Consider the following 26,082-nt stretch of genomic DNA (forward strand, 5'->3'; position numbering starts at 1 on the left):
TTGTGCACACACGTTCTTTTCGGCCATTTGTCTCGCTGCCATTGTCATCTTTTATATTTAATGAGTCCTGAACCTAGGTAAGCCGCACGGTGCAAAGAGGCTCCCGCACGGTTAAAAAAAGGAACGGGCGCGTACGGAATCATACGCGCCCGTCTGGGAGGGGATGTACCAGAATGTGGAGGGAAGCCGGAGGGGAAGCTCCGGCTCATGTCATAAGCTTACAGGGCCTTCTTGTAGATGGCGGCCACGGCGGCGTCGGTCATGATGCGGGGGTTGGTCAGACCGCAGGCGTCCTTCTGGGCGTTGGCGGTCATGATCGGGATGTCTTCCTCGCGGACTTCCTTGCCGTATTTCTTGCCGAGGGCGATGAGGCCTTCGGGGATGTTCACGTCGCGGGAGAGCTGACGAATGGCCTTGACGGCGGCTTCGGCAGACTCGTTGGCGGTGTAGCTGTCCGTACGTTCACCGAGCAGCTTGGCGATGCGGCCGAAGCGGCGACGGGCGGCAATGAGGTTGTATTCGCAGACGTAGGGCAGCAGAATGGCGTTGCATTCGCCGTGCGGCAGGTTGTAGAAGCCGCCCAGCTGATGGGCCATGGCATGGACGTGGCCGAGGCTGGCATTGTTGAAGGCCATACCGGCGAGGTATTCGGCGTAGCACATACCTTCGCGGGCTTCCTTGTCCTGGCCGTTGGCCACGGCGCGGCGCAGATAACGGTTGATGTACTCGATGGCCTTTTCAGCGCAGGCGTCGGTCATGGGGGTGGCGGCGGTGGAAACATAGGCTTCCACGGCGTGGGTCAGGGCGTCCATACCGGTGGCGGCGGTGAGGGAAGGCGGCATGCCCATCATGAGGACGGGGTCGTCGATGGCGACGCTGGGAGTGCAGCGCCAGTCAACGATGGCCATCTTCACCTTGCGGGCCACGTCGGTGATGATGCAGAAGCGGGTCATTTCCGAAGCGGTACCGGCAGTGGTGTTCACGGCAACATAGGGCGGGAAGGGCTTGGAGGACTTGTCCACGCCTTCGTAGTCCTGAATCTTGCCGCCGTTGCTCACGAGGAAGCCGACGCCCTTGCCGCAGTCATGGGAGCTGCCGCCGCCCAGGGTGATGAGGCTGTCGCAGTTGTTTTCCTTATAAACAGCAGCAGCGTCAGTAACGTTCTGGTCGGTGGGGTTCGGAACGGCGCCGTCGAACACAACATAAGAGATACCGCCGGCGTCAAGAATGTCGGTAATCAGCTTGAGAATGCCGCAGGCAACGATACCCTTGTCAGTTACTATGAGAGGATGCTTGGCACCCAGGCTTTTCAAACGGTTGGGGATCTCCTTGCTGCAGTTGGGGCCTACCAGAGTAACAGTAGGAATGAAGAAGGAAGTGATCTGTCCCTGATACATGCATTTGACATCGGTGCTCATAATAACTCCTTGGTAGCATTGATAGCAAAAGGATAAGAGACTTGTACTGTATTTGTCCTACGGGAATGCTGTGAAAAAGTCAAATCTTAGAAAAAAATAAAAAAATAACTTTTTCATTTCAAAATTCATCAAACAAAATAACAAGGAATACTAAGCGGTTAACACGTTATCAAATGGACAAGCCCCGAACTTTGTCGCTTCCATTTCAAAATTCTATTTCAAAATTATTTCTCCTCTCCCCGGAAGGGGCCTTCTGGAGAAGGATTTAACATGCCCGCCTCTCTCCAGGATCATCATTCAACTATCTGTTTTATTTGTAAAAAATATTTTATTTCAAAATGTTAAAGGCGCAGCTTAGCCACGCGCAGAATAAGCCCGTCAACGGGGGAATCCGCCCTCTCTCCCCTCCTCCGGGCGACATTTTTTCTGCGGGCACCACTTTTTTTTTCGTGCCCCTGCCAGAAGCCCTGAAGAGAGCCCTCTTTTCCTTATATACAGGTCTCCGGGCATCTCCCCCGGCGCGGGAATTTCCCATGGAGGACTTCGGCAGAGGCCGCGTCATCGGATGCCTCTTTGCTGACGCGGGAATTTCCCCGGCAGGGCCCACGTCTGCTTCATCGGAACTTCGCATCCCCCCTGGTGCAGGGCGTTCTCCCGGAGGCGCAGAATAAGGGGCGGACGCCCGCCCTTTTGCCCCGCCTTCTCCGTGGAAGAGCGCAGAGGATATGTCCTCCCCTCTTCCCGGAAGGCACGGCATGCCTTCCTTGTTCTGCGGGCAGAAAAGACACACGGAGCACGGCGGATTCTGCAGGAAGAGGCAGATCCGGAGCCTGCCCTGCAGGGACACGACGCTTTTTTCCGCCCCTTCCCATGCAGAAGGCGCCGCCCTTCCTCAGGTATTATGAAAGATAAAAGCCGCCGCCCGGTGCATGTGTGGGGGAAAATAGCGGGTACATGGCGCGAACCCCCTTGAAACACATCATATCCTGGGCTATAAGAAAGAAAAACCAGAAGAACGTGCATGGCCTTTTCCGCCATGTCCGTCTTTTGCAAAACATGGAGCAGTATCATGCGTCACATTCTTCTTACCTGTGCCCTTCTGGCCGCCATGGTCGTTCCCGCTTCCGCCGCCGTTGATACCAGCAAACTTCAGCTGCCCGGCGATCTGACCCTCGCTCAGGCGCAGAAAGTCGTCGACGGCGCCCTCGCCTTCGCCAAGAAACAGGGCGTGCCCATGAACATCACCGTCATCGACGCCGGAGGCAACCTCAAGGCCTTCTGCCGCATGGACGGCGCGTTCCTCGGCAGCATCGACGTCTCCATGAAGAAGGCGAAAACCGCACGCATGTTCAATATGTCCAGCGCCGAGCTCGGCGCGGCCGCCCAGCCCGGCGGTGAACTGTTCGGCATTGAAGTGACCAACAACGGTCTTGTGATCTTCGGCGGCGGCGAGCTGCTGAAGGACAAGAACGGCGTCATCGTCGGCGCCATCGGCGTTTCCGGCGGTTCCGTGCAGGAAGACACCAACGTAGCCAAGGCCGGTGTCGCGGCTCTGAACAAGTAACGAAGGCAGGGCCGGACCGGCCTGCAGCATGTACCGGCCGTTACGGGCGGGTGCCTTCCGGTATCCGCCCTTTTCCTGCCGCCCCGGCATGATGCGCGGTGTGATGAGCAGCCCGGGGCTTTCTTCCGTTTTCATGAGGAACATATTCATGGATATCACTCAGGCCATTGAAACACGGCGCAGCATCCGCAGTTATACGGAAGAACCGGTGACGAAAGCGGAGCTGGAAAAGCTTGTCGACCTTGCCATCAAGGCCCCCACCGGTTCCGGCATGGAGCCGTGGGGCTTCGTGGTGCTTCAGGACAGGCAGGAAATCGACGAACTTTCCGAACGCATCAAGAAAAAAGTACTGGATCACCTCGAAGAATATCCGCAGTTCGCGCAGTATGAAAGCTGGCTGCGCAACGAACATTACCATATCTTCAACAAGGCGGGCACGGTGCTCGTCATCTACGGGGACGAACATTCCCCCTGGCACGTCTACGACTGTTCCCTGGTGGCGGGCAACATCATGCTCGCGGCGCAGAACGACGGCATAGGCTGCTGCTGGATAGGCTTTGCCGAGGCCCTGTTCAACGACGAGGACTTCAAGGCCGCCCACCATGTCCCCGGAAACTTCCATCTGGTGGCGACGCTGAGCATGGGGCATACCAAGGTTCCTGTTCCGCCCTGCACCAGAAAGGCTCCTGTTTTCTTCTCCTGGAAATGACAGCCCGGGAACCGGGCGGAGTGCGGGAAGTTCCTTCTTCTCCCGCCGCCATGCTCCTCCTTCGTGGTCATCCGCCCGGTTCCTTCTTTTCAGCCGCGCTCCCGCCGGAGAGTCACGAAATCGGCATCTCCCGTCAAAAGCGTGATTATTTTTCCACTTTCTTGACGAAAAAAATCTCCCGGCCGTATGTTCGCGTTAAAGAAGCTTCTCGGATCATCAAGCAACCGCGAACCAACAAGGAGCACGGCATGTTTCGTTTTCTGCGCGTCAACATGGCCACCAAGGCCTGCGTTTTTGAGGATATTCCCGAAGAATACGCCGGTCTGGGCGGTCGCGCCCTGACTTCCACCATCGTCGCCCGCGAGGTCAACCCCATCTGCACGCCTCTGGGCCCGCACAACAAACTCGTTTTCGCTCCCGGTCTTCTCGGAGCCACCAACAGCCCCAACTCCAACCGTATTTCCGTGGGCTGCAAAAGCCCCCTCACCGAAGGCATCAAGGAATCCAACTCCGGCGGCCAGCCCGGCGGCCATCTGGCCAAGCTCGGCATTCTCGCCATCATTGTGGAGGACATGGCCACCGAAGGCGAATGGTGGCAGCTTGAAATAAGCAAGGATTCCGCAAGGCTCGTGCCCTCTCCCGTGGCCGGGCTGAACAACTTCGACGCCGTGGCCAGGCTTGTGGAAGTCTACGGCAAGGACTGCAGCTACGTCACCATCGGCCGCGCCGGGGAATTCAAGCTCACCGCCGCCAGCATCGCCTTTACCGACCGTGAACTCCGCCCCCAGCGCCATGCCGGCCGCGGCGGCGTGGGCGCCGTCATGGGTTCCAAGGGCCTCAAGGCCATCATCATCAACCCCGAAGGCGGCAAGAATCATCCTCTCGTGGATGAGGAAGGCTTCAAGGCCGCGTCCAAGCGCTTTGCCAAGGCGCTCACCAGCCACCCCATCACGGGCAAGGGCCTTGCCGAATACGGCACCGCGGTGCTCGTCAACATCCTGCACGAAGCCGGCGGCCTGCCCACCAGAAACTTCACCTGCGGTCAGTTCGAGCATCATGAAGCCGTTTCCGGCGAACGCATGAACAAGCTCACCAAGGAGCGCGGCGGCGAAGGTTCCGTGGCCCACGGCTGCATGAGCGGCTGCATCATCCGCTGCAGCGGCATCTTCCCCGACGCCCAGGGCAAGTTCAAGAGCAAGTGGCCGGAATATGAAACCCTGTGGTGCTTCGGCCCCCACAGCAACATCGACGACCTCGACCTCATCTGCACCTTCGACCACATGTGCGACGACTTCGGTGTGGACACCATCGACGTGGGCGTGGCCATCGGTGTGGCCATGGCCGGCGGCGGCATTCCCCTCGGTGACGGCAAGGCCGTGCTGGAAGCCATGCAGGGCATCAGCGACGGCACGCCCCTCGGCCGCATCATCGGCTGCGGCACCGCCACCACGGGCCGCGTGTTCGGCGTGAGAAGGGTTCCCTGCGTCAAGGGTCAGAGCCTGCCCGCCTACGATCCGCGCGCGGTCAAGGGCGTGGGCGTCACCTACGCCACCACTCCCATGGGTGCGGACCATACCGCAGGCTACGCCGTCACCGCCAATATCCTGAACTGCGGCGGCAAGGTCGACCCGCTCAAGAAGGAAGGTCAGATCGAGCTTTCCCGCAACCTGCAGATCGCCACGGCTTCGGTGGACAGCGTGGGCCTGTGCCTGTTCACGGCCTTCGCCATCCTCGACATACCGGACGCGCTGGTCGCCATTGTGGACATGCTCAACGCCAAGTTCGGCTGGAAGCTCACCGGCGACGATGTGGTCACCTTGGGTCAGCGCATCCTGTCCACGGAAATCGACTTCAACCGCCGTGCTGGCATCACCGAAGCCGCCGACCATCTGCCGGACTTCTTCAGTGACGAACCCGTGGCGCCCCACAACACCACCTTCGACTTCACGCCGGAAGAACTGCAGACCACCTTCAACTGGATCAAGAAGTAACCCTCACCCTGCGCGCGGCGGGAACGCCGCGCGCAGGATTTTCCGCCCCTATGAGCATACAGATACGACTGAGCACCACCCTGCGCGACCTGGTCCCCGGGTACGACCCGGAAAACGGCCTTGTCTTCGAGCTGAAGGAAGGCGAAAGCTCCCTTGCGGCCCGGGACGTGGCGCGGCGCATGGGCATTCCTCCGGAAGAAATCACCATCGTCATGATCAACAGCCGCCAGAGCGATCTTGACGGCACCGTGAACGACGGTGACCGCGTGGCGTTCTTCCCCCCTGTGGGAGGTGGCTAGATGAGCGCTTTTCCCGGACGCGAACGCCTGCTTACGATGCTTGCCCCTTTTTCACAGGGCACGGCGGCCCACCCTGCCGTCAGCTTTGCAGGCATACGCTTTCTGGCAAAAGAGCTTCAGCTTCCCGAAAGGGATGTCATGACCGCCCTTCTCCGGCAGGACATCTGGCCTCTGCGCCTTGTCCGCGGCAGAGGAGCCTTCAGCGGGGAGGACATCGCCCGCCTCATGGAACTTCGCATTCTCATGGCCGGATGCGGAGGTCTGGGCGGCATGACGGCGGAACTTCTCGCGCGCATGGGCGCGGGGCACCTTGTGCTCTGCGACCCGGATGTGTTCGAGGAAAGCAACCTCAACAGACAATGTTTCTGCACGGAAAAGACGCTGGGGCTGCCCAAGGCGGAAGCGTGCCGCTCCGGCCTTCTGGACATAGCGCCCTATATGGACATCGAGGCTCTGCCCGTGGCGCTGGATGAGAAGAATCTGCCCGGACTTCTGGAGCGCGCGGATGTGGTCATCGACTGTCTGGATTCCGTGGCGAAAAAAAAGATGCTGGAAAAAGCCGCCTGGACGGCGGGCGTGCCCTGTGTGCACGGAGCGGTGTCGCGCAGTGAAGGCTTCACCATGTTCGACAGCGGCATTCCGCTCCCCTGCGCCCTGCTCTACCCGGAAGAAGGGGAACAGGCCGCAGACCATGCCCCCATGGATGCCCACGCGCTTACCGTCGCAGGCACCTCCTGCCTCATGGTTTCCCTGCTCATGCGCCGCATCCGCGGCCACAGGAGCGGAGACGGACGGCTTTTTCACATCGACCTTTCCATTCCCGAGCTGGAAGCACTCGCCTTCCGGAGCGATTCCGCGGCAAGGGACACATCGTTTTAATAAAGGAAAACCCATGGCATTCATCAGCGATCAGCAATGGAGACGCATAGAACCCTTTCTCGCACGCGGCAAAAGGGTGGGACGCCCGCGCAAAAGCGACCGTGAAACGCTGGAGGCCGTTCTCTATGTCCTGACCACGGGCTGCCGCTGGTGCGATCTGCCCCGCGACATGGGCAGCTACGTCACCGCATGGCGGCGTTTCACCACATGGAAAAAAGACGGTACCTTCGACATCATCCGTTCCTGTCTGCCCGCAAGCATTCAGCTTTCCGAAAACGCCAGCACGCCCAGAAAAATCAAGGAGGGCAAATGCAGTCTGGCCATGAAGAAATATTCGGGCAGCAAGTCCTCTCAGGCGGAATCCTGATTCTTATCCGGCCTGATTTCCCGCACGGCCCTTTTTCCGCATGCCCCGCGCCTTTTGTACACGCGCAGGCATGCGGTATTTTTTAAGCACCGTTCTTCTGCCCTGCCGCGCCCCCGGCACTCCCGCTCAGGCCGGGCGGAGAAAGGCCCGGTGCCATCCTCTGCTGCCCACGGCCTTCCGGCAAAAAAACGGGAGGCGCCTCTCAGGGTAAAAAAACGCCCTCCGCCCGGAGACGGAAGGCGCTTTTCCCGAACGGCCTATTTTCCGTCGTATTCCCAGATAATTTCCCCGGTACGGACGGTTCCGTACCCGCCCATGGCCGCGACGGTGTTCCTGAACTCCTCCGAACGTATCACGTCCAGAAGGGCGAGTATTCTCTCATCCTGCGCATAGCGGCAGGGAATGACGAGATCATATTCCTCCACGCCCACGGACAGAAAATCCAGCCCCAGCGCCGAAGCTGCGGAGCGCACGCCGAGTCCTGCGTCGGCCCGGCCGGAAAGCACGGCCGCCGCCACGTTCATGTGCGTATATTCCTCATCCCTGTAGCCCTGTATGCGGGCGGGGGAAAGGCCGCGCTTCTTCAGCTCGTAATCCAGCAGCACGCGGGTGCCGCTGCCCCTCTGCCGGTTGATGAAGCGCACGTCCTCCCGGCACAGATCCTCAAAGGTGGTCACGTTCTTCGGGTTGCCGGGCAGAACCATGATGCCCTGCTCCCGCTCCACAAGCTGCACCAGCAGGGAAGGCACGCCCTTCAGGTGTTCGCGCATGGCTCTGCGGTTGTAGACGCCCGTTTCCTCATCGAGCAGATGGCTCCCCGCCAGATGACACTGACCACGCCCGAGAGCAAGAAGTCCGCCGAGCGACCCCACATGCGCGGAGGTGAGACGGAAACCGGGGTGCTTCTTCCTGAGCATGCTGTCGATGAGATCCAGCGTATTGTCATGGCTCCCCGTGGCCAGCAGCGCGCCCTCTATCTGCTCGCGGGAACGGAAGAGTTCCGCCCGCACGGTTTCCCCGGCATCAATGCCCTCTCTGTCCCGTGCAATGGGGATCACGGCATCCGCACGGGAAAGGCTGGTCACCGTGCCCGCGCCCCGGGGGAGGGGAACGGCAAAGAAGGTGCCCTCCACCATGCCGAGTTTCACACGGACGAGCTCTTCCATGCCCGGGCGCGAGGGAATGGGGTTGCAGGGTACCACGTCCAGGGTATCGCGGCGCTTCATGCTTGTTTTCTGCCTGCGGGCAAGCATCGGAAGCACGAATTCCTCCATGGCCACAATGGCGGAAACAGGATAGCCCGGCGTTCCCGCCACGGGCACGCGGCGGCCGCCCGCCTCCACCACGCCGAGGGCCGTGGGCTTGCCCGGCATGACCGCCACGCCGTGCACCAGCAGCTCTCCCATGGAGGCGATGACATCAGCCGTATAGTCATGACTGCCCGCCGAGGAACCGGCGTTCAGAATCACAAGATCGGCCCCGTCCTCCACCGCGGTACGCAGCGATGCACCAATGAGGGAGGGATCGTCCGGCACCACGGGGTACACGCGCACCTCGCATCCGGCCTCTTTCAGCATGGCGGAAAAAATCAGGGAATTGAATTCGGGAAGCGCTCTTCCGGCCCTGAGGTCCTCTTCCTTCGCCTCATCCAGCGCCACGATTTCCGAACCGCTGGGAATGACGGCCACACGGGGCTTTGCAAACACCATGGGATGCGTCACGCCCCCGGCCGCCAGAGCGCCCAGTTCGTAGGGGCCTATGACCACGCCCGGGGCCAGAATGATTTCCGTGGCCACCATGTCTTCCCCGAGCTTGCGCACATGCTGCCAGGGAAAGGCCGCCTTTTCGATGACCGCCGTTTTCCCGCCGTCCTCAAGATTCACATGCTCCACCATGATGACGGCGTTGCAGCCCTCGGGCAGGGGATGACCGGTATTGATCCAGAAGGCGTTCTTCCCTATCTCCAGCCGCAGGGGCCTGCGCGAGGAGGCGGTGAACGTATCCTCCGCCTTCACGGCAATGCCGTCCATGGCCGCGCCGTGAAAGGCCGGAGAGGAGCGCAGCGCCTCCACGGGGCGGGAAAGCACGCGATGCAGCGCGGCGGAAAGGGGAACGCTCTCCTCCGGCATGTCCTCCTTCAGCGCATCGATATGGGAAAACCAGAGCTCACGGGCTTCTGCCGGAGTCATCATCGTAAGATAGGTATGCCTTGCCATACGCATCCTCATTCGGCGCAACCTGCGCCCCTGTCTCAAAAAAGAACGCCCCGACACATCCGCACAGCGGTCTCTGCCGGGGGCGTGAAAAAACGCTCTCAGGAAAAAGGCGATACCCTCACACAAAGCAACGTGAGGAGCTGCCGTTCCTTCTGCCTGCGCGGCATGCGCGCGAAGCCTCTATTCCAGAAGAAGCGCGAATACTTCCTGCCCGGCATACAGTCCTTCGCTGTTTTCCGGGCAGACCACGAGCGCATCGGCGGCCACCAGACCGGAAATCAGCCCCGACGGCGCGGTGACCGGCTCTGCCTCCCAGCCATTTCCGTTGCGCGAAAGGCGCACGCGGATATAATCCCTCCGGCCCTGCGCGGAGGCCACGGCGCGGGAAAGCACGGCCGTAACCCCCGGAGCGATGTTCTCCCTGCCCCCCTGAAGACGGCGGAGCAGCGGAAGAAGGAAGACCCGGGCGCAGACAAGGGCGCTCGACACATGACCGGGCAGCCCCATGAGCCATACGGCGCCCGAACGGGCGAGAATGAAGGGCTTGCCGGGGCTGATGGCCACGCCGTGCACCAGAAGGCGCCCTTCCGGCATGGCGCGGAAGATATCCACGGTATGGTCGCGCATGCCTGCGGAAGACCCGCCGGAAAGAAGTACCACGTCGGCACGGGAGAGCGCATCGCGCACGGCCGCTTCCAGCGCGGCCATGTCGTCGCGCACAAGCCCTTCCAGGCGGACTTCCGCCCCGGCGCTCCGGCAGAGCGCCGCCAGCGAATGGGAATTCACATCCCGCACCTGACCGGGCGCGGGCTTCTGTGTGAAGGGCACCACCTCATCCCCGGTAGAGATGATGGACACGCGGGGCCTGCGCGATACCAGCACCTCGCTCTGCCCGAGTGCGGCAAGAAGCCCTATTTCCTGAGAACGGAGATAGGTCCCTTCGGCAATAAGCACACTCCCGGCGGAGGCGTCTTCGTCGCGCTCCAGCACATGATCGCCCGGAGCCTGGGAACGGATGAGCTCCACCAGCCTTTCTCCCGCCGGGCGGGAATACTCCACCATGACCACGCAGTCCGCTCCCTCGGGAAGCATGCCCCCCGTGAGGATGCGGGCCGTCTGTCCTTCCCCCAGAGAAAAATCCGGCGCCCTGCCCATGGGGCAGTCGCCCACGCATTCCAGCAGTGCGGGCGAACCTTCCTGCGCGCCGAAGACATCCCGTGCGCGCACGGCGTACCCGTCCACCGTGGAGCGGGCAAAGCCCGGCAGATCCTCGGGAGACAGAAAATCCGCGGCAAGGCGGCGCCCCGCACATTCATCCAGCGGTACGCGCTCCGCGGGCAAGGGCGCGCCTGTCTCGACGAGGGACAATACCTCATCCACTGATTTCAGGGTAAGAAAGGACTTCATTCCGGCTCCTGCGTATAAAATGCTACTTCCTCAAAGTATAGCCTTTTGGAAAAAAAAGAAAAGATACGCCCCCGGCCTCCGTCATGCAACTTTTCCCTTTTTTCCCGGAATACATCTTTTTTTGTCTGTGATCCCGCCATGAAGGATAATGGTTTTGAAATAAGAAGCGCCTTGTAACCGTAACGTCAGGCCTTACGCATTGCCCCGCAGGATTTTTTCTGATAATGTGAAATGAGAATTTTTCTTCGGTAATATTGTAACATGGCATCTCAGGTACATTTCATAATTCCTGCGCCATGATTTTTATGCGTTTTCCCCTTCCCGTCTTGTGCCGCACGGCTTTGCGGATGCAGGGAGGGGAAGAAAAAACGGTGAAGCATACCTTGGGGCAGGAACACCTGGATAAGAACATGCTGGAGCAGCTCACGCTGCGCTGGGAGGCATGGGAAGCGGAAGCGACGACCACGGCGAAGAAAATCGTCCGCGCGCGCCTGCATCTGCTCTTTCTGCTCATCCGCTACGGGGGGCTGCGCCTCGGCGAGGCTCTGGGGCTGAACGCCAGAGAGGCCATAGACACCGTCACGGGCATGGTGCATCTCCCCTCCCCCGGCGGCCGCGACATTCTGCTTCCCCTTTCCTGCATGAAGCACATCCGGCGCATACTCAGCCTGCCCGAGGCGGAGGACGCCGCTTTCCTGCACTTCGATCAGGGCTTCGTACGCAAAAAATTCTACGCCGTGGCGCAGGGGCTGGGGCTTGCCCCGGGCATGGCCGGGCCGCGCGCCATACGCTACGCACGAGGGCTGGAGCTGCTCAGGCTCCATGTGCCCTTCAATGTGGTGCAGGCCTTCCTCGGTCAGCAGAAAACAGCACAGGTTGCCGAATTTCTTGAATTTGCCGGAGGTGAAGCCAAGGATATCGTGCGCGAGAGCGCCTCCGGCAGACTGCCGAAGGAGGAAGAAATCAACTCCTTCATCGGCATCATCACTTCCATGGAAACGGGCATGCGGGCCGCAAGCATAGAAGTCACCACCTTCTCCGACCTCGTCATCACGGCCCTGTGCGACATGAGCCGCTTCATGGACATGGCGCCGCACCTCAATCAGGTCGTCACCGTGGCCATCGACCCGGAACACATCGTGCTTTCCACGGAAAAGGAAACGGGAAGCCTGCAGGGCCCCGTGAAGGCAACCGTCGTTTCCCTGCATAAGGACACGGTGGAAAGCTTTCTCACCCTGGAACTGCCGGACGGAACCCTGGTGAGCGCCGTGCTGGAAAGCGCGCCTCTCGCAAGGCTCAGGCTCAGGCAGGGCAGTCAGGTCTACATGAGCTTTCCCGCAAGGGCCGTCCGCATCATGACGGACTGATCACCAACCGCCCCCTTGCGGGGGTGAAAACAACGAGGAGCATGTACATGAACCACTTCGGAAAAACGCTTCTGGGCGCCCTGTTCGCCCTCTCCTGCGCCGCGCCCGTTCAGGCCGCGGATACCCTGATGATGGCCACCACCACCAGCACGCAGGATTCCGGTCTGCTGGAATACCTCGCCCCCACCTTCGAGAAGGAAACGGGCATCGAACTCAAGTGGGTGGCCGTGGGTACCGGCAAGGCCCTGGAAATTTCCAAGAACTGCGACGCCGACGTTCTTCTCGTCCATGCTCCCGACGTGGAGAAGAAATTCATTGAAGACGGCTACGGCATCGACCGCCGCCAGATCATGTACAACGACTTCGTCATCGTCGGCCCCAAGGCCGACCCCGCGAAGATAGCCGGCAAAACCACGGCGGAAGCCCTGAAGAGCATCTATGACGCCAAGGCCGGTTTCGTGAGCCGCGGCGACAAGTCGGGCACGCATTCCGCCGAACTTGCCCTGTGGAAGAAGTCCAACCTGAACCCCGACAAGGAACCCTTCTACATTTCCGCAGGTCAGGGTATGATGGCCACGCTGGCCATTGCCGCCGAAAAGGGCGCCTACGCCCTCACCGACCGCGGCACCTGGATCAAGTACGCCAACAAGCAGGGCGACTCCAACCCCCTCACCATCGTGGTGGAAGGCGACTCCGCCCTGTTCAATCAGTACAGCGTGATCACCACGAACCCCGCGCTCTGCCCCAACGTCAAACCGAGTCTGGCCGGCAGGTTTGAAGACTGGTGGGTGAAGCCTGAAACCCAGAAGCTCATTGAAGACTACAAGCTGGAAGGCAAGCAGCTCTTCTTCCCCAACGCGGACAAGTAACCCTCACGCGGGCCGGGCGACCGGCCCGCCTTTCTGCAGGTATCCATGGGATATTTCAGCGACGGCATGCACAAGGCGCTCGGCCTTCTTCTGAATATGGACGACGCCACCTTTTCCGCGATACAGGCCACGCTTTCCTCCACAAGCTGCGCCCTCGTCATCGCCATGATTCTGGGCCTGCCTCTGGGCTTTCTGCTCGGCTACGCCTCCTTTCCGGGCAAAAAGGCGCTCCGGCTCATTTCCGATACGCTGCTGGCCTTTCCCACGGTGCTCATCGGCCTTATCGTTTATGTGTTCATCACCTACCGGGGGCCTCTCGGGCAGTTCGGCCTTCTTTTCACGCTGCCGGGCATGGTCATCGGTCAGAGCATACTGGCCCTGCCCATCATCGTTTCCTGGACGGCGCAGGCCGTGGAAAGTCTGGATAAGCGCTGCCGGGAAACCCTGCTCACCCTCGGGGCCTCGCCCCTTCAGGTGGCCTTGTACACCATCCGTGAAATCCGCTATGATCTCGGCATGGTGTGCGTTACCGCCTTCGGCCGCGTGGTGACGGAAGTGGGGGTAGCCATGATGCTCGGCGGCAACATACGCTATTCCACGCGCACCATGACCACCGCCATTTCGCTGGAAACCAGCAAGGGAGAATTCGCGCAGGGCATCGCACTCGGGCTCGTGCTCCTTCTCATCGCCTTTCTGGTGAACTTTCTTCTGGCCTGGTTCAGACGTATGGGGCGAGCATGAAAACACTTTTTGAGGCGCACGTTCTGTGCAGGCGCTACGGCGACCTGACCGCGCTTTATCTGCCCTTCTTCTCCATGGAAAAAGGGGAAACCGTGGTGCTCACGGGGAGAAACGGAAGCGGCAAATCCACGCTGCTGCGGCTCCTCGCCTTTCTGGAAAAGCCCACCTCGGGCACGCTTTTCTACGGGGGAAACGCCGCCGATCCGCGCCGCGAGATCACGCTGCTTCTGCAGGAACCCTATCTCATGAAAGCTTCCGTGTACTGGAACGTGACTCTCGGGCTGCGCCTGCGCGGAGCGGATGAAAAAAGCATGCGCGAAGGCTACAGGGATGCCATGCTGGCCGTGGGCTTCACCGATCCGGACAACATGGCTTCCCGGGGGCCGGGCGCGCTTTCCGGCGGGGAGAGGCAGCGCATTGCCCTCGCCTCGCGGCTCATTCTTTCCCCTGCCGTGCTTCTTCTCGATGAACCGACTTCCAATGTTGACGAAGCGAGCGAAAAAGCCATACTGAATGTTGTGCGTTCTCTGCACGAAAGAGAAGTGAGCGTCATCTGCGCCACGCACGACAGGGACATTCCCGCCGCTCTCGGCGCGCGGGAAGTTGGCATCGTCGGCAAAAGGCCCTGAGAGGGCACGTTCACCCGGAAACAAACCGTTTTTACCAGGCTTGGAGAACATCATGCGTATCGTTGCCGTATCCACCAGTGCCCGCAAGGGAGAAAAGAAAATCAACCAGCCTCAGGTGACGCTTGTGGCCAATCACGGCGTGGAAGGCGACGTCCATGCCGACGGCACGCACCGTCAGCTCAGCCTGCTTGCCATGGAAGACATTGAATACATGCGTTCCATGGGGGCCGACGTGCATCCCGGCGACTTTGCCGAAAACATCACCACCGAAGGTGTGGAACTGTATACCTGCCCCCTGGGAACCCGCTTCACCATAGGCGACGACATCGAACTCGTGCTTACCCAGATCGGCAAGGAATGCCACATGGGCTGCGCCATCCGCCAGCAGGTGGGCGACTGCATCATGCCCCGGCGCGGCGTGTTCTGCCGCATTCTCAAGGGCGGCGTGGTCAGGCCCGGCGACAGCTTCCGCATAAGCTTCCGCCCCCAGGTTCTTCCCACCGCGTGATGCCGAGGCTCCCATGTCCGAATTCTCCCATCTCGACGCCTCCGGCGCCCCCCGCATGGTGGACGTAGGCGCAAAGTCCGAAACGAAGCGTACGGCCATAGCCCGGGCCGTGGTGGAACTCAACGCCCATACGCTGGAACTTCTCAAGGCAAAGGCCCTGCCCAAGGGCGATGTGCTCACCGTGGCCCAGGTGGCGGGCATCATGGCGGCAAAGCGCACCTCCGAACTCATCCCCATGTGCCACCCCCTCGCCATCACCCATGCCGACGTACGCTTCAGGGTGCAGGACGAACCGCCTTCCGTACTGCTGGAAGCCTCTGCCAGCACCACCGGACGCACCGGTGTGGAAATGGAAGCCATCATTGCCGCACAGGTAGCGGCGGCCACCATTTACGACATGGTCAAGGCCGTGCAGAAGGACGTGGTCATCCGCGACGTGCGCCTCATTCTGAAATCCGGCGGCAAGAGCGGCCTGTTCAAGACCGACGATCCGCTGCTTTTCGAAGTGGAGGACAGCCCCCTCCCCGCCCCGCGCCCTGCGCCGGAACCCTGGACGGGCGAAGGCCTTGCCGTGGCCTGCATCACCCTTTCGGACAAGGGCTATGCCGGAGAAAGGGTCGATGAAAGCGGCCCTGCGCTTCTGGACATGCTCTCCGCCCTCAATCCTGCAAAGAAGGAACTCTTCCTTCTGCCGGACGACCCGCGCGCTCTGCGCAGACTGGTGAAGCAGCTTTCCGCCTCGGGATGGGGACTCATCGTCAGCACAGGGGGCACCGGTCTGTCCCCGCGCGACTTCACGCCCGAAGCGCTCCTGCCCGTGCTGGAACGCCGCCTGCCCGGATTCGAGCAGGTCATGTTCACCGAAGGCCTCGCGCATACGCCCCGGGCCGTTCTTTCGCGCTGCCTTGCGGGCACGCTGGGCCGGACCATGGTTCTCGCCCTTCCCGGAAGCCGCCGCGCCGCCATGGAAAACCTTGCCTCCCTGCTGCCCGTACTGCCCCATGCGCTGGAAAAGCTGAACGGCGACATGAGCGACTGCGGGAGGATATGACATGCCGGACGCCATGGAAGACAGGCCCGCCCTGCTCAGGGACGGGCACGGAAGAGAGGTGCGCTACCTGCGTATTTCCGTGACCGACCGCTGCAACCTCTGCTGCCGCTACTGCCGCGACGAGGATGTTCCCTTCATCCCCCATGAAAACATCCTGCGCTTTGAGGAAATAGAAAAACTCATCGGCCTTGCCGTGGAACTCGGCGTGCACAAGCTCCGTTTCACGGGCGGGGAACCCTTTGCCCGCAAGGGCTTTCTGGAGTTTCTCTCCGGTATTCACGACCGCTTTCCGCACACGGCCCTGAAGCTGACCACCAACGGCACGCTCCTCGGCCCGGCGCTTGACACCCTCAAGAAGCTCGGCGTGTCGGTCAACCTTTCCCTCGATACGCTGGACAGGGAAAAATACGCCGCCGTGACCGGCCATGACATGCTTCCCACGGTGCTCGACAACATGCACCGCATGCTGGACATGGGCATTCCGCTGAAAATCAACGCCGTGGCCATGCGCGGCGTAAACGATGTGGAGCTTCCGGCCCTGGCCTCCCTGGCCATGGACTGGCCCGTGGATGTGCGCTTCATTGAATTCATGCCCATGGGCGACACCACCATCTGGTCCAGGAACCTGTTCTGGAGCGCGGCCGACATTCTGGAAACGGCACGCCGCCACTGGAGTCTGGAACCTGTGGCCCTGCGCCGCAAGGGCGGAGAAGAAAGCGAGGGGAAAGCGGCGGAAGAGCGCGGTCCGGCCAAGCTGTGGAAGCTCAGAAGCCCTGACGGCACCCTTTCCCGGGGCAGTTTCGGACTCATCACCTCCGTCACGCAGAGCTTCTGCCAGTCCTGCAACCGCCTGCGCCTCACGGCGGAGGGGAACCTGCGCACCTGCCTTTTCGACGATACGGAATACCCCATCCGCGACGTATTGCGCGAAAAGGGGCTCGATGCCGTGCGCGCCGTCATGCTGGACGCCGTGGCCCGCAAGCCTGTGGGCGCGGAAATCCTCGCCGCCCGACACGGCCCCGTGGCCCATAAGCGCATGTCCGCCATCGGCGGATGAGCGCCTGCCGGAAACCATGCTTCAGAGCCTCCCGCCCCGGGCGGGGGGCTCTTTTTCTGCTCCCCCGACGCTTCCCCGGAGAAAACTACAGCTTCTCCTGCCGGTACACTTCCCTGAAACTTTCCATGACGGCCTTTTCCACAGGAGAAAGCCTGTCCTCGCGCGGGTAGACAAGGCAGTTCAGGCCCGGCATGGGATAATCATCCACAAACAGGCCCTTCAGACTGCCCTCGGGGATATTGGGATTGCGCGCAACGCTGACGGGAAACACGGCGGCCACCGTGGCGTCGCGCAGAATGAGGTTCAGCAGGCTCTCCTGCTTGGAACCGTAGTAGGGGGCGTGCTGGCGGGAAAAATGCTGGTATATCCCGCTGTAGAAAAAGGTATGATCGTCGTTGGGATAAAGCGCCGCGGTAAACTGCCCGAGATCCTCCGTTCTCAGCGTGCTCCGTGAGGCCAGAGGATGGCTGCTGTTGACGATGACCGCATAGTCGTCCGCTCCCATGACCTCCACCTGCATGCCGCCCTTTTCCAGAACAAGGCGACGGTTTTCCAGTTCCTCCGGCGGAAGCGCTCCGCAAAGCCCGATCATGGAATCCTCCATCACCATGTGCATGAGTTCATCTTTTTTCCGCTCATGCAGCTCAATGGCAACGTTGGGATACTTTTCCTTGAGCGACAGGACAGCCTTGCCCAGAATGAGGTTGATCATGGAACTTGTGCCCGCAATGCGTATGGGACTGCGTACCGTGCCTGCATTCTCCATGAACCGCGCCCATCCCGCGCAGATATCCACGATGCGCTGAACGTCATCAAGAATGGCCTCGCCCTCCGGGGTGAGGCTTACGCCGGATTTCGACCGGCTGAACACGGAAAAGCCCAGACTCCTCTCCAGGGAATTCATGGAGGCAAGCAGAGATTGCTGGGTGATGTCGAGCTGCAGGGCCGCCTTGTTGATGGAACCGCATCGAGCGATTTTCAAAAAATACCTGAACTGCCGTATCGTCATGCCTGACGCCGCTCCTCCCCTCTTCCTGACATCGCTTCAACGGCCACTCAACGCGCCCGCACGCTGTTCTTCCACGATGCTCCGCCCCGGACCGGGAAAAATTTCCCAAAAAAAATTCTGCCGGAACTTTGGCGGATAATAAATAAAAAACTGCGTTATATCAATATATTATATATGTTACAGCTTTTTATCTGTAAGGGGTCACAACATTCATCTTCTATGCCTCAAGGCCCGACATTGTTACCTAAGAAACAATGCTAGCAAAAGTCAGACCCGGTCTACCATTATTTTTGCCAAGGAGAGTATATCCATGAGTTCTCCGGTTTACAAGCAGCTCTACCCGCACCTGTTCAGTCCCATGACCGTCGGTCGCTCCACGTTCAAGAACCGTATTTTCGTCGCTCCCACGCACACGCCCTTTTCCGCGGGGGTGAACAATCTGATGACGCCGGAAGGCATGCGCTACTACGGCGGCTTTGCCAAGGGCGGCGCGGGCGCCGTCCATATCGGGGAATCGCTGCTGGACAGGGTCAACAGCGCGGCGCACGACAGCCATCTGAACATCATCGATGAAGAATGTCTGAAGAACTATAACACCTATAATGAATACTGCCATATCTTCGGCGCCAAGACGTCCATAGAATTCAACCACAGCGGGCACTTCGCCATGCCCGCCTTCGGCGACGGGCGCGACCCCATGTCGGCCATGGACATGGATATGCCGAGCGGTGTGCATGTACGCGCCATGAACGAGGACGACATGGACTATGTGGCGCATATTTACAGCAAGGCCGCCAACATGGCCAAGCGCGCCGGTTTCGACATGGTTCTGCTCCATTACGGTCACGGCTGGCTCATGGGCGGTTTTCTGTCCCCCATTCTGAACAAGCGTACGGACAAGTACGGCGGCAGCGTGGAAAACCGCATGCGCTTCCCGCTCATGGTGCTGGAACGCGTGCGCAAGACCGTCGGCAAGGACTTTCTCATCGAAGTGCGCCTGAGCGGGGATGAATGCGTGCCGGAAGGCATACAGATAGAAGATACCATAGAAAACGTGCGCATGCTGCAGGACTACGCCAGCCTCGTGCACATCTCCACAGGCAACCGTTTCGTGCCCTTCAGCCGTGCCATCATGCACCCCACGCATTTCATTGAAGAAGGGCACAACGTTCACCTGGCGGCGAAGGTAAAGAGCACCCCCGACATCCATATTCCCATCGGCACCCTGGGCGGCATCGACACCCCCGAATTTGCGGAAAAGGTTCTGGCCGAAGGCAAGGCCGACTATGTGCTCATGGCGCGCGGCTGGATAGCCGACCCCGACTGGGCCAACAAGGCCCGCTGCGGCAGAGCCGAGGACATACGCCCCTGCATCCGCTGCATGCACTGTCTGGACATTCCCCTGGGCAAGCGCAACACAAGCCTGCACAACATTGCGGACATCTTCGACGAATTTCCCACCACCACGCGGCGCGCGGAATGCGCGGTGAACGTCTACCACGGCAACGGACAGTGCCGCCTGGACCTGCCCCCGGCCGGAAGCAGAAAGAAGGTAGTCGTCATCGGCGGCGGCGTCGCAGGCATGAATGCGGCGCTCACGGCATGCGAACGCGGGCATGAGGTCGTGCTCTTTGAAAAGTCCCACGAGCTCGGCGGCCAGCTTTCCACCTATGCCAAAGCCATGTGGTTCAAGATCGACAACATGGAACGCTACCGCCGCTACCTGGAAATTCAGGTGCGCAAGGCCGCCATACGCCTGCACCTCGGGGAGGAGGCCACTCCCGAACGCGTGGCTGCGGAATCGCCCGACGCCGTCATCGTCGCCGTGGGCGCACAGCCGCTGCTGCCCCCCATCCCCGGTCTGGATGCACCCCATGTGTTCACGGCCATGGACATACTCGGCCATGAAAAGGAAAAGCTTCCCGGCAGACACACGGCCGTCATCGGCGGCGGCATGGTAGGCTGCGAAGTCGCGCTCCAGCTCTCTCATCTCGGCTACACGGTGGACATCGTGGAAATGGCTCCCATTCTGGCCCCGGACGGCATCTATACCGAACGCGTCCATACCCTGCACCTCATGGACAACGACCCGAACATCACTTCCCACGTTTCCGCCCGCTGCGTGGAAATCGGGAAGGACAAGATCGTGGTGGAAACGCCGGAAGGCGCTGCGGACATCAGGGCCGATGCTGTCATCATCTGCACGGGCATGAAATCCCTTGACGAGGAAGCCCGGCGCTTCGACGACCTGGCCTTCGACGTCATCCATGTGGGCGACTGCAGAAAGGTGGGCACCGTGGCCGACGCCACGGCGTCGGGATACGACGCAGCCGTGGTACTGTAACGGCATCTCTTCGTGCGTTGCGTCCCCTGCCGTACCGCACGGGACGCAGCGCAGCCCTTTTCCCCTCTTTCGAGAATACGGAGGTCTCTATGAACAAGCGCTTTCTCATTGCTCTGGCAGCCGCTGCGGCGCTCATCTTCACCCTTCCCGGAACCTCGCAGGCAAAAACCTGGAACCTTCGCTTCACAGGGTCGGACTTCGAATCCCACCCCAGCGTAGCCAACGGACTTCTGCCGTGGCTCAAGGAAATTGAAAAGGCCACCAACGGACAGGTAAGGATACGCTACTTCAACCCCAACACCATCTGCCCGGTCAACGAAATCGTCACCTCCATCGAAAGCGGCGCCATCGACATGGGCGCCATCGACCATGCGCGCAATACCGGCCGCTTCCCCCTGCACGACGTCTTCCTTCTTCCGCTCATCACGGGCAATTCCACGGCCCAGGGCGTGACGGCATGGCGCGTATTCCAGTCCTCTCCCCTGCTTCAGAAGGAAATGGACTCCGTCAAGGTCCTCGGCTACTGGGGCGGCGGCTCCATGCAGATCATGACCAAGGAAAAGCCCGTCACGAAGCTTGAAGACATGAAGGGCCTGCGCATGACGTGCATGAGCAAACCCTTTGCCGATGCCGTGCAGGCGCTGGGAGCCAACCCCATCACTGTTCCCCTCCCCGACATCTACATGACGCTCTCCCGCAATTCCGCCGATTCCGCCCTCTTTTCCCTGCTGGCCTCGGGTTCCATCAAGATTCAGGACATCGTCAAACACATCACCCTGGTGAGTCTCTGCAAGGACATCCGCTTCGTCGGCATCAACAAGGATCTGTGGGACAGCTTCCCCCCGGACATCCAGAAGGCCATTGAAAGCACCTGCTGCAGCGAAGCATGGGCAAGCCGCATGTCCGGCGTGATGGATGAAGGCGACATTTCCGGCAAGGAGCTCCTCACCAAGGCCGGAGCAAAATTCTACACTCTGGACGATGCCGAGTATGAACGCTGGGTCAAGGCCTGCGCTCCTCTGGACCAGGCATGGCTCAAAAAGGTTGTGGATCTCGGTATCCCCGAAAGCGACGCCAGGGCTCTGCTGGAACAGGTCCGCCGCGTGGGCGCGGAAGTGACCGATTCTCTGGAAAAGGCCCGGTAACCCCTTCTTCCGTCTTTTCTCCGCCCCGGAGCCCTTCCGGGGCCGGGAAAAGACAGGTTCAGCAGGCCGCAGCCAACACCAACACCACAGCAAGGGAGGATAATCATGAGTTCCGGTATCGAAAACGCTGCGCATCGCCTGGCCGTGCTTTCCAAAAGCGTCAACGGAGTCTTCTACAGGCTCTCCACGCTGGCTGCGGGACTCATGGCCATTCCCACCGTTCTGGACGTGCTCAGCCGTTTTCTGTTCAACAAGTCCCTCATCGGAGCCATGGAGCTTGTCGAGTTCTGCATGGTCGTCCTTGTGTTCAGCAGCCTGGGCTACATTCAGGACGACCGCTCCCACATCCGCGTAACGCTGCTGACAGACTACATGTCGCCGAAGGTCCGCGACATGCTGGAAGTGGTCTCCACGCTCTGCCCCTTCCTTCTTCTCTGCCTGGTGACCTGGTGCGTGTGGCAGAACGGCACGATGAAGCTGGCCAACAACGAACTGAGCGGCATGCTGGGCATCCCCCTTGCGCCCTTCATCTTCTACGGCGCCCTCGGCTGCCTCATCTTTTCCCTCGCCCTGCTTGCGAACTTCGTATCCGTCGCTGCGGATATGCTTTCCCAGCGCATGTATCTTTCCTTCCTCTGCGGCATCGCGCTGAGCATTCTCCTGCTTTCCCTGCCGTTCTTCGTCCGTGGAACGGAACTTGCCGACAACTACATGCTCCTCGGCTCCCTCGGCATGATCATTCTCATGGCAAGCATACTTCTGGGCATGCCCATAGGGCTGGCCATGGCCCTGATGGGCTACATCGGCATGCTGGTCATCTACCCCAACTTCAAGGCGTCCTTCTCCATGCTGGGGGTCAACCCCTACAACGTGGCCTCGAACTATACCTATACCGTGGTGCCCATGTTCATTCTCATGGGAGAACTTGCCATGTACAGCGGCATCAGCCGGGATCTGTTCAACGCCGCCAACGTCTGGCTCGGACGTCAGCCGGGCGGACTCGGCATCGCCACCGTAAGCGGCTGCGCGGGCTTTGCCGCCGTTTCCGGCGATTCCATGGCAACCGCCGTGACCATGGCCTCCGTGGCCCTTCCTGAAATGCGCAAAAAGAAGTACGACGCCAGCCTCGCCTGCGCCACCCTCGCCGCAGGCGGAACGCTGGGCATACTTATTCCCCCGAGCACCGGATTCATCTTCTACGCCCTCGTCACCGAGGTCTCCATAGGCAAGCTCTTCGTGGCGGGCGTCATTCCCGGCATTCTTCTCACGCTCATGTTCATATCCGTGCTGCTCTTCATCGCCTACCGTCACCCCGAACTTTCTCCCCGCGGCGAAGCCACCACCTTCCAGGAAAAAATCCGCTCCATCAAAGGGATTTTCGCCATGGTCGCCCTGATCTTCCTCATTCTCGGCGGCATTCTCCTCGGCTGGTTCAGCCCCAATGAAGGCGGCGCCGTCGGCGCGGCGGGCACGCTTCTCTATGCTGTGTGCCGTCGCCGCCTCAGCTGGAACGATTTCAAAAACGCGCTCAATTCCACGGCGCAGGTCACGGGAAGACTCCTTCTGATACTCATCGGTGTGAGTATTCTCGGCACCTTCCTCGCCGCCACCGCTCTGCCCTACGATCTGGCCGACACCGTGGTGAACCTCCACGTCAACCGCTATGTGCTGCTTGCGGCCATCGTGCTCTTCTACATCATCATGGGCTGCCTCATGAACGTCATCCCCATGATACTGCTCACGCTGCCCGCCATTTATCCCACCATCATCGAGCTGGGCTTCGACCCCGTATGGTTCGGCGTGGTAGTCGTCATTCTCATGGAGGCCGGGCAGATCACCCCGCCCGTGGGCATCAACGTCTTCGCCCTGAGCAGTGTGGCCACCGATGTTCCCATGGCAGGCATCTTCCGCAGGGTGGTGCCCTTCTTCCTGGCCATGCTGATGCTGGTGTTCCTGCTCACAGTCTTCCCGCAGATAGCCCTCTGGCTCCCCTCCGTGCTGTTCTGATTCCCTGCCTCCTGAGGATGAAGCACGAAACAGAGGCGCAATTCCCCGCCCCATGACAAACCGCCCCGCGGGTATGCTCCACAAGCAGACTCCGCCCCCTCATGCAGAAGAAGGCGACCCGGAAAAACCGGGCCGCCTTCTCCCTGTTCCGGCGGAAAGTATTCCTGAAAGTTTTTCTGAAATACTCCGGCACATCTGCCGCTTCCGCAGATACCGCACTCCGGAAAGCCCTCATGCTCCGGCAGCTTTCCCATCTTTCCACGGCCACGTCGGAAAGCGGGCACCGTTCCCGTCCCGGCATCCCGGAACGGCGGAGTCTCATCGCCACGGAGGGGTGGACTCCGGCGTCTGTACGGCATGATGCAGAGCCTGTCCCATGCCCGGTCTGCCCGGGCATATGCATGAAAAAAACAGTCCTGCCGCCCCTTCAGGTCCGGGGGCCGGATGCGCTCTTTCCTCCCGCCTCATTGTCCGCCTTGTCGTACCAGATGATGGAAAGCCTCTGACGGGCACGCGTCATGCCCACATAGACAAGAGCGTGGAAGGGGGTGGCGCTCTCCCTGTCCCTCCGGTCCTTTCCTTCCTCCCAGGCCGCACGGCGGGATGCCATGTTCTTCAGAAGCATACGCTCCCGCCCCTCCCCGAGTTCACGCGGCAGAACCAGCGTGACGCAGGCAAAATCCATGCCCTTCATGCTGTGTATGGTGGAAACGGTCACGGCATCCGTGGTGATGTCGTAACGGCGTTTGGCGCGTTCGTCTTCCGCAGGCCACAGCGTCATCATGCCGTTCCGGGCAAGGGCGTCCATGAGCAGGCCGGGCAGGTTTCCATCCGTGCGGGCATACAGTACGGCCATCTCTCCCTGCGGCAGGCCGGAACGGCGCATGGCCGCAAGATCGGCGGCGGCCATGGCGGCGGCCTCCTCCCGGCCGGAGGCATGGCACACCTGCGGCATCTCCCCCTCCAGCACGCCCAGCGTGCCGTCCGGGACATAGTGTTCCGCATTGAGCCATGCTTCCGCAAAGGCCGTGATCTGACGGGTGGAACGGTAGCGGCCTTTCAGGGAAAAGGTCTTCATGCCCGGTATGTCCAGCCACGTTTCAGGCCTGCTGTCGGCATACAGGTGCTGTTCCGTGTCCATGGCGGCCAGAAGCGGTGTGCTCTCCTTTAAAAGCAGACGCACCATGCGCACCATCATGGGCGTGAAGTCCTGCGCCTCATCCACCAGCACGGCATCCCAGAAGTCGTACCTGTCCCGGTTCGCTTCCAGCTCTTCCACGGCCATGGCCTGTATGGTCTGATAATAATCGGCACTTTCCCTCTCCTCCACCCTGTCGCCGAGAATGCGCGCCATAAGGTCGAAGACAGGCAGTACCTCTATCCCGTCCCGGCCCAGGGGCAGGGCCTTTTCCGACAGCATGCGCCGGATATATCCCGCCAGAGAAAGGTTGAAGCAGAGAATCAGGATATGCGCCGAGGGGCGGCTCTTCCATATTTCTTCCGCCCTCCGCACCAGGATCAGCGTCTTCCCGCTCCCTGCCGAACCGCGCAGAAGCCGTCTTCCGCCGGAAAGATGCAGCGCCTCCCTCTCCTGCTCCGCATCCAGCGCCACCAGCCTTTTTTCTCCGCTCCTCCAGTCTCTGCCGGGAAGTTCCACCAGAACGGCACTGCCCAGCTTCTGCTTCACGCTCTGCAGAAGAGGGGTGCTGTGCTCATAGAAAAACCGGCAGGGAAAATGCGCGTTGAGCACGCGCTGAAAAAGCTCTCCCCTGTCGGAGGCATGCTCCAGATCTTCCAGCTCATCCCGGAACAGGGTGGTCGAAGGATTCGTCAGTTCCAAAACCGCAGCGTCGCGGCGCAGACGATTCGCGTATTCCTCGCGCCGTATGTTGGGAAACACCACCCCGCACTGCAGAGGCAGCAGAAATTCCTTTCCTCCCGGCTTCTGGAACATGGCCTTCAGACGGTTCAGATAGCTCTGCGACTGCCCGAGCGGACAGGTCCGCTTCTCCTCCTTCCAGCCCAGACGCAGCCGGACCGCGTTTCTGTCCGCCGACACCACCTGATCCAGCGCCCAGTCCTTCACTTCCAGCACAATGAGTCCGTTCTTCGGGGTATAGAGCACGAAGTCGGCCGTCACCCCGTCCAGAGAGGGATTGATCCAGGCCGTGAAGAACACGGGGAGCTTTTCCAGAAAACGATAAAAACGCCTTTCCCCTTCGGTGACGTCTTCGGGAAGGGTTGCGGGAATCATGGTGGCCATACGTCATTCCTCCATACCGCGGAAGGCTCCTGCATACACAGCGCGGCATACGGCCATGCTATCCCCGCACCAGGGGGACGGCAAGCAGGCTTCCCCATAATGAAGCCGTACCTCTCCCCGGTAAGGACGAAAAGATCCGGCCTTCCCCGCCCTGCCGGAAAATCCCCTGAAAGAGAAAGGATGCCTTCTGTTTTTTCTTGCTTTTACGGAAAATTCACGCAACTCTCAGGCAGGAGAACATT

The 26,082-nt window shown here is 60.6% G+C and carries 21 protein-coding genes; 16 read left to right on the forward strand and 5 right to left on the reverse strand.

The features are described from left to right. Nucleotides 1-218: 218 nt before the first annotated feature. A complete protein-coding gene (locus tag Q0K07_RS06665; RefSeq protein WP_294557905.1) occupies nucleotides 219-1,418 on the reverse strand; it encodes an iron-containing alcohol dehydrogenase in 1,200 nt (399 codons plus the stop codon). 1,069 nt (nucleotides 1,419-2,487) lie between these two features. Here Q0K07_RS06665 and Q0K07_RS06670 point away from each other — a divergent pair. The 6 genes from Q0K07_RS06670 (at nucleotide 2,488) to Q0K07_RS06695 (ending at nucleotide 7,227) form a co-directional block, all read left to right on the forward strand. Beyond that, entirely contained in the window at nucleotides 2,488-2,982 is a 495-nt protein-coding gene (locus tag Q0K07_RS06670; protein ID WP_294557906.1) for a heme-binding protein, read from the forward strand. A gap of 148 nt (nucleotides 2,983-3,130) precedes the next feature. Further along, nucleotides 3,131-3,691 carry a nitroreductase family protein gene (locus Q0K07_RS06675; protein WP_294557907.1) on the forward strand — a complete coding sequence of 187 codons (561 nt, stop codon included), beginning with the start codon at nucleotides 3,131-3,133 and terminating at the stop codon, nucleotides 3,689-3,691. Between the two features lie 248 nt (nucleotides 3,692-3,939). Further along, nucleotides 3,940-5,682: an aldehyde ferredoxin oxidoreductase C-terminal domain-containing protein gene (locus Q0K07_RS06680; protein WP_294557908.1), complete on the forward strand. Its 1,743-nt coding sequence runs from the start codon at nucleotides 3,940-3,942 to the stop codon at nucleotides 5,680-5,682. A gap of 50 nt (nucleotides 5,683-5,732) precedes the next feature. Then, complete coding sequence (locus Q0K07_RS06685; RefSeq protein ID WP_294557909.1) at nucleotides 5,733-5,981, forward strand: MoaD/ThiS family protein; 249 nt, start codon at nucleotides 5,733-5,735, stop codon at nucleotides 5,979-5,981. Beyond that, a complete protein-coding gene (locus tag Q0K07_RS06690) occupies nucleotides 5,982-6,860 on the forward strand; it encodes a ThiF family adenylyltransferase (protein WP_294557910.1) in 879 nt (292 codons plus the stop codon). 13 nt (nucleotides 6,861-6,873) lie between these two features. Further along, nucleotides 6,874-7,227, forward strand: a complete 354-nt coding sequence (locus tag Q0K07_RS06695) for a transposase (RefSeq protein WP_294557912.1) — start codon at nucleotides 6,874-6,876, stop codon at nucleotides 7,225-7,227. A gap of 257 nt (nucleotides 7,228-7,484) precedes the next feature. Here the strand turns inward: Q0K07_RS06695 and Q0K07_RS06700 are convergent, their stop codons facing one another. Then, nucleotides 7,485-9,443, reverse strand: coding sequence for a molybdopterin biosynthesis protein (locus Q0K07_RS06700; RefSeq protein WP_294557914.1), 1,959 nt, complete (start codon nucleotides 9,441-9,443; stop codon nucleotides 7,485-7,487). Between the two features lie 180 nt (nucleotides 9,444-9,623). After that, nucleotides 9,624-10,850 carry a gephyrin-like molybdotransferase Glp gene (gene glp / locus Q0K07_RS06705; RefSeq protein WP_294557918.1) on the reverse strand — a complete coding sequence of 409 codons (1,227 nt, stop codon included), beginning with the start codon at nucleotides 10,848-10,850 and terminating at the stop codon, nucleotides 9,624-9,626. Nucleotides 10,851-11,221: 371 nt separating this feature from the next. On the opposite strand from glp, the gene Q0K07_RS06710 reads away from it, so the two are divergent. From Q0K07_RS06710 to moaA, 7 genes are read left to right on the forward strand one after another with little or no spacing between them, the layout of a single operon-like run. Next, nucleotides 11,222-12,217 (forward strand): TOBE domain-containing protein, encoded by a 996-nt coding sequence (locus Q0K07_RS06710; protein ID WP_294557922.1) that lies wholly within the window; start codon nucleotides 11,222-11,224, stop codon nucleotides 12,215-12,217. A gap of 47 nt (nucleotides 12,218-12,264) precedes the next feature. Continuing rightward, a complete protein-coding gene (locus Q0K07_RS06715; protein WP_294557924.1) occupies nucleotides 12,265-13,086 on the forward strand; it encodes a substrate-binding domain-containing protein in 822 nt (273 codons plus the stop codon). A gap of 45 nt (nucleotides 13,087-13,131) precedes the next feature. Next, a complete protein-coding gene (locus Q0K07_RS06720) occupies nucleotides 13,132-13,827 on the forward strand; it encodes an ABC transporter permease (RefSeq protein ID WP_294557926.1) in 696 nt (231 codons plus the stop codon). Continuing rightward, nucleotides 13,824-14,456 (forward strand): ATP-binding cassette domain-containing protein, encoded by a 633-nt coding sequence (locus Q0K07_RS06725; RefSeq protein ID WP_294557928.1) that lies wholly within the window; start codon nucleotides 13,824-13,826, stop codon nucleotides 14,454-14,456. The genes Q0K07_RS06720 and Q0K07_RS06725 overlap by 4 nt, the downstream gene beginning before the upstream one ends. Nucleotides 14,457-14,508: 52 nt before the next feature. Beyond that, nucleotides 14,509-14,964 carry an MOSC domain-containing protein gene (locus Q0K07_RS06730; RefSeq protein WP_294557931.1) on the forward strand — a complete coding sequence of 152 codons (456 nt, stop codon included), beginning with the start codon at nucleotides 14,509-14,511 and terminating at the stop codon, nucleotides 14,962-14,964. A gap of 13 nt (nucleotides 14,965-14,977) precedes the next feature. After that, nucleotides 14,978-16,015 (forward strand): bifunctional molybdenum cofactor biosynthesis protein MoaC/MoaB, encoded by a 1,038-nt coding sequence (moaCB, locus tag Q0K07_RS06735; protein WP_294557933.1) that lies wholly within the window; start codon nucleotides 14,978-14,980, stop codon nucleotides 16,013-16,015. A 1-nt stretch (nucleotide 16,016) separates the two neighbouring features. After that, the gene (gene moaA / locus Q0K07_RS06740; RefSeq protein ID WP_294557935.1) at nucleotides 16,017-17,072 is read left to right on the forward strand and encodes a GTP 3',8-cyclase MoaA; all 1,056 of its coding nucleotides are present in this window, start codon (nucleotides 16,017-16,019) and stop codon (nucleotides 17,070-17,072) included. 85 nt (nucleotides 17,073-17,157) lie between these two features. Here moaA and Q0K07_RS06745 read toward each other — a convergent pair whose 3' ends face one another. Next, nucleotides 17,158-18,081 (reverse strand): LysR family transcriptional regulator, encoded by a 924-nt coding sequence (locus tag Q0K07_RS06745; protein WP_294557937.1) that lies wholly within the window; start codon nucleotides 18,079-18,081, stop codon nucleotides 17,158-17,160. 310 nt (nucleotides 18,082-18,391) lie between these two features. On the opposite strand from Q0K07_RS06745, the gene Q0K07_RS06750 reads away from it, so the two are divergent. The 3 genes from Q0K07_RS06750 to Q0K07_RS06760 all read left to right on the forward strand — a co-directional run bounded on the left by Q0K07_RS06750 (nucleotide 18,392) and on the right by Q0K07_RS06760 (nucleotide 23,577). Further along, nucleotides 18,392-20,425, forward strand: a complete 2,034-nt coding sequence (locus tag Q0K07_RS06750) for an FAD-dependent oxidoreductase (RefSeq protein ID WP_294557939.1) — start codon at nucleotides 18,392-18,394, stop codon at nucleotides 20,423-20,425. An 89-nt stretch (nucleotides 20,426-20,514) separates the two neighbouring features. Beyond that, nucleotides 20,515-21,570: a TRAP transporter substrate-binding protein DctP gene (dctP, locus tag Q0K07_RS06755; RefSeq protein ID WP_294557941.1), complete on the forward strand. Its 1,056-nt coding sequence runs from the start codon at nucleotides 20,515-20,517 to the stop codon at nucleotides 21,568-21,570. A gap of 105 nt (nucleotides 21,571-21,675) precedes the next feature. Continuing rightward, nucleotides 21,676-23,577: a TRAP transporter large permease subunit gene (locus Q0K07_RS06760; RefSeq protein ID WP_294557943.1), complete on the forward strand. Its 1,902-nt coding sequence runs from the start codon at nucleotides 21,676-21,678 to the stop codon at nucleotides 23,575-23,577. 427 nt (nucleotides 23,578-24,004) lie between these two features. Here Q0K07_RS06760 and Q0K07_RS06765 read toward each other — a convergent pair whose 3' ends face one another. Beyond that, nucleotides 24,005-25,840 (reverse strand): 3'-5' exonuclease, encoded by a 1,836-nt coding sequence (locus Q0K07_RS06765; protein WP_294557944.1) that lies wholly within the window; start codon nucleotides 25,838-25,840, stop codon nucleotides 24,005-24,007. Nucleotides 25,841-26,082 lie beyond the last annotated feature (242 nt).

The organism is uncultured Mailhella sp., assembly GCF_944324615.1.
In the GTDB taxonomy this organism is placed as follows: domain Bacteria; phylum Desulfobacterota; class Desulfovibrionia; order Desulfovibrionales; family Desulfovibrionaceae; genus Mailhella.

Excerpts from the sequence above, each read along its gene's own strand:
- Q0K07_RS06725 (WP_294557928.1), top strand. The coding sequence starts at position 13,824 with ATGAAAACACTTTTTGAGGCGCACGTTCTGTGCAGGCGCTACGGCGAC.
- moaA (WP_294557935.1), top strand. The coding sequence starts at position 16,017 with ATGCCGGACGCCATGGAAGACAGGCCCGCCCTGCTCAGGGACGGGCAC.
- Q0K07_RS06750 (WP_294557939.1), top strand. The coding sequence starts at position 18,392 with ATGAGTTCTCCGGTTTACAAGCAGCTCTACCCGCACCTGTTCAGTCCC.
- Q0K07_RS06715 (WP_294557924.1), top strand. The coding sequence starts at position 12,265 with ATGAACCACTTCGGAAAAACGCTTCTGGGCGCCCTGTTCGCCCTCTCC.
- Q0K07_RS06685 (WP_294557909.1), top strand. The coding sequence starts at position 5,733 with ATGAGCATACAGATACGACTGAGCACCACCCTGCGCGACCTGGTCCCC.
- Q0K07_RS06665 (WP_294557905.1), bottom strand. The coding sequence starts at position 1,418 with ATGAGCACCGATGTCAAATGCATGTATCAGGGACAGATCACTTCCTTC.
- Q0K07_RS06695 (WP_294557912.1), top strand. The coding sequence starts at position 6,874 with ATGGCATTCATCAGCGATCAGCAATGGAGACGCATAGAACCCTTTCTC.
- Q0K07_RS06670 (WP_294557906.1), top strand. The coding sequence starts at position 2,488 with ATGCGTCACATTCTTCTTACCTGTGCCCTTCTGGCCGCCATGGTCGTT.
- Q0K07_RS06690 (WP_294557910.1), top strand. The coding sequence starts at position 5,982 with ATGAGCGCTTTTCCCGGACGCGAACGCCTGCTTACGATGCTTGCCCCT.
- glp (WP_294557918.1), bottom strand. The coding sequence starts at position 10,850 with ATGAAGTCCTTTCTTACCCTGAAATCAGTGGATGAGGTATTGTCCCTC.
- Q0K07_RS06730 (WP_294557931.1), top strand. The coding sequence starts at position 14,509 with ATGCGTATCGTTGCCGTATCCACCAGTGCCCGCAAGGGAGAAAAGAAA.
- Q0K07_RS06745 (WP_294557937.1), bottom strand. The coding sequence starts at position 18,081 with ATGACGATACGGCAGTTCAGGTATTTTTTGAAAATCGCTCGATGCGGT.
- moaCB (WP_294557933.1), top strand. The coding sequence starts at position 14,978 with ATGTCCGAATTCTCCCATCTCGACGCCTCCGGCGCCCCCCGCATGGTG.
- dctP (WP_294557941.1), top strand. The coding sequence starts at position 20,515 with ATGAACAAGCGCTTTCTCATTGCTCTGGCAGCCGCTGCGGCGCTCATC.
- Q0K07_RS06680 (WP_294557908.1), top strand. The coding sequence starts at position 3,940 with ATGTTTCGTTTTCTGCGCGTCAACATGGCCACCAAGGCCTGCGTTTTT.
- Q0K07_RS06760 (WP_294557943.1), top strand. The coding sequence starts at position 21,676 with ATGAGTTCCGGTATCGAAAACGCTGCGCATCGCCTGGCCGTGCTTTCC.
- Q0K07_RS06675 (WP_294557907.1), top strand. The coding sequence starts at position 3,131 with ATGGATATCACTCAGGCCATTGAAACACGGCGCAGCATCCGCAGTTAT.
- Q0K07_RS06700 (WP_294557914.1), bottom strand. The coding sequence starts at position 9,443 with ATGGCAAGGCATACCTATCTTACGATGATGACTCCGGCAGAAGCCCGT.
- Q0K07_RS06720 (WP_294557926.1), top strand. The coding sequence starts at position 13,132 with ATGGGATATTTCAGCGACGGCATGCACAAGGCGCTCGGCCTTCTTCTG.
- Q0K07_RS06765 (WP_294557944.1), bottom strand. The coding sequence starts at position 25,840 with ATGGCCACCATGATTCCCGCAACCCTTCCCGAAGACGTCACCGAAGGG.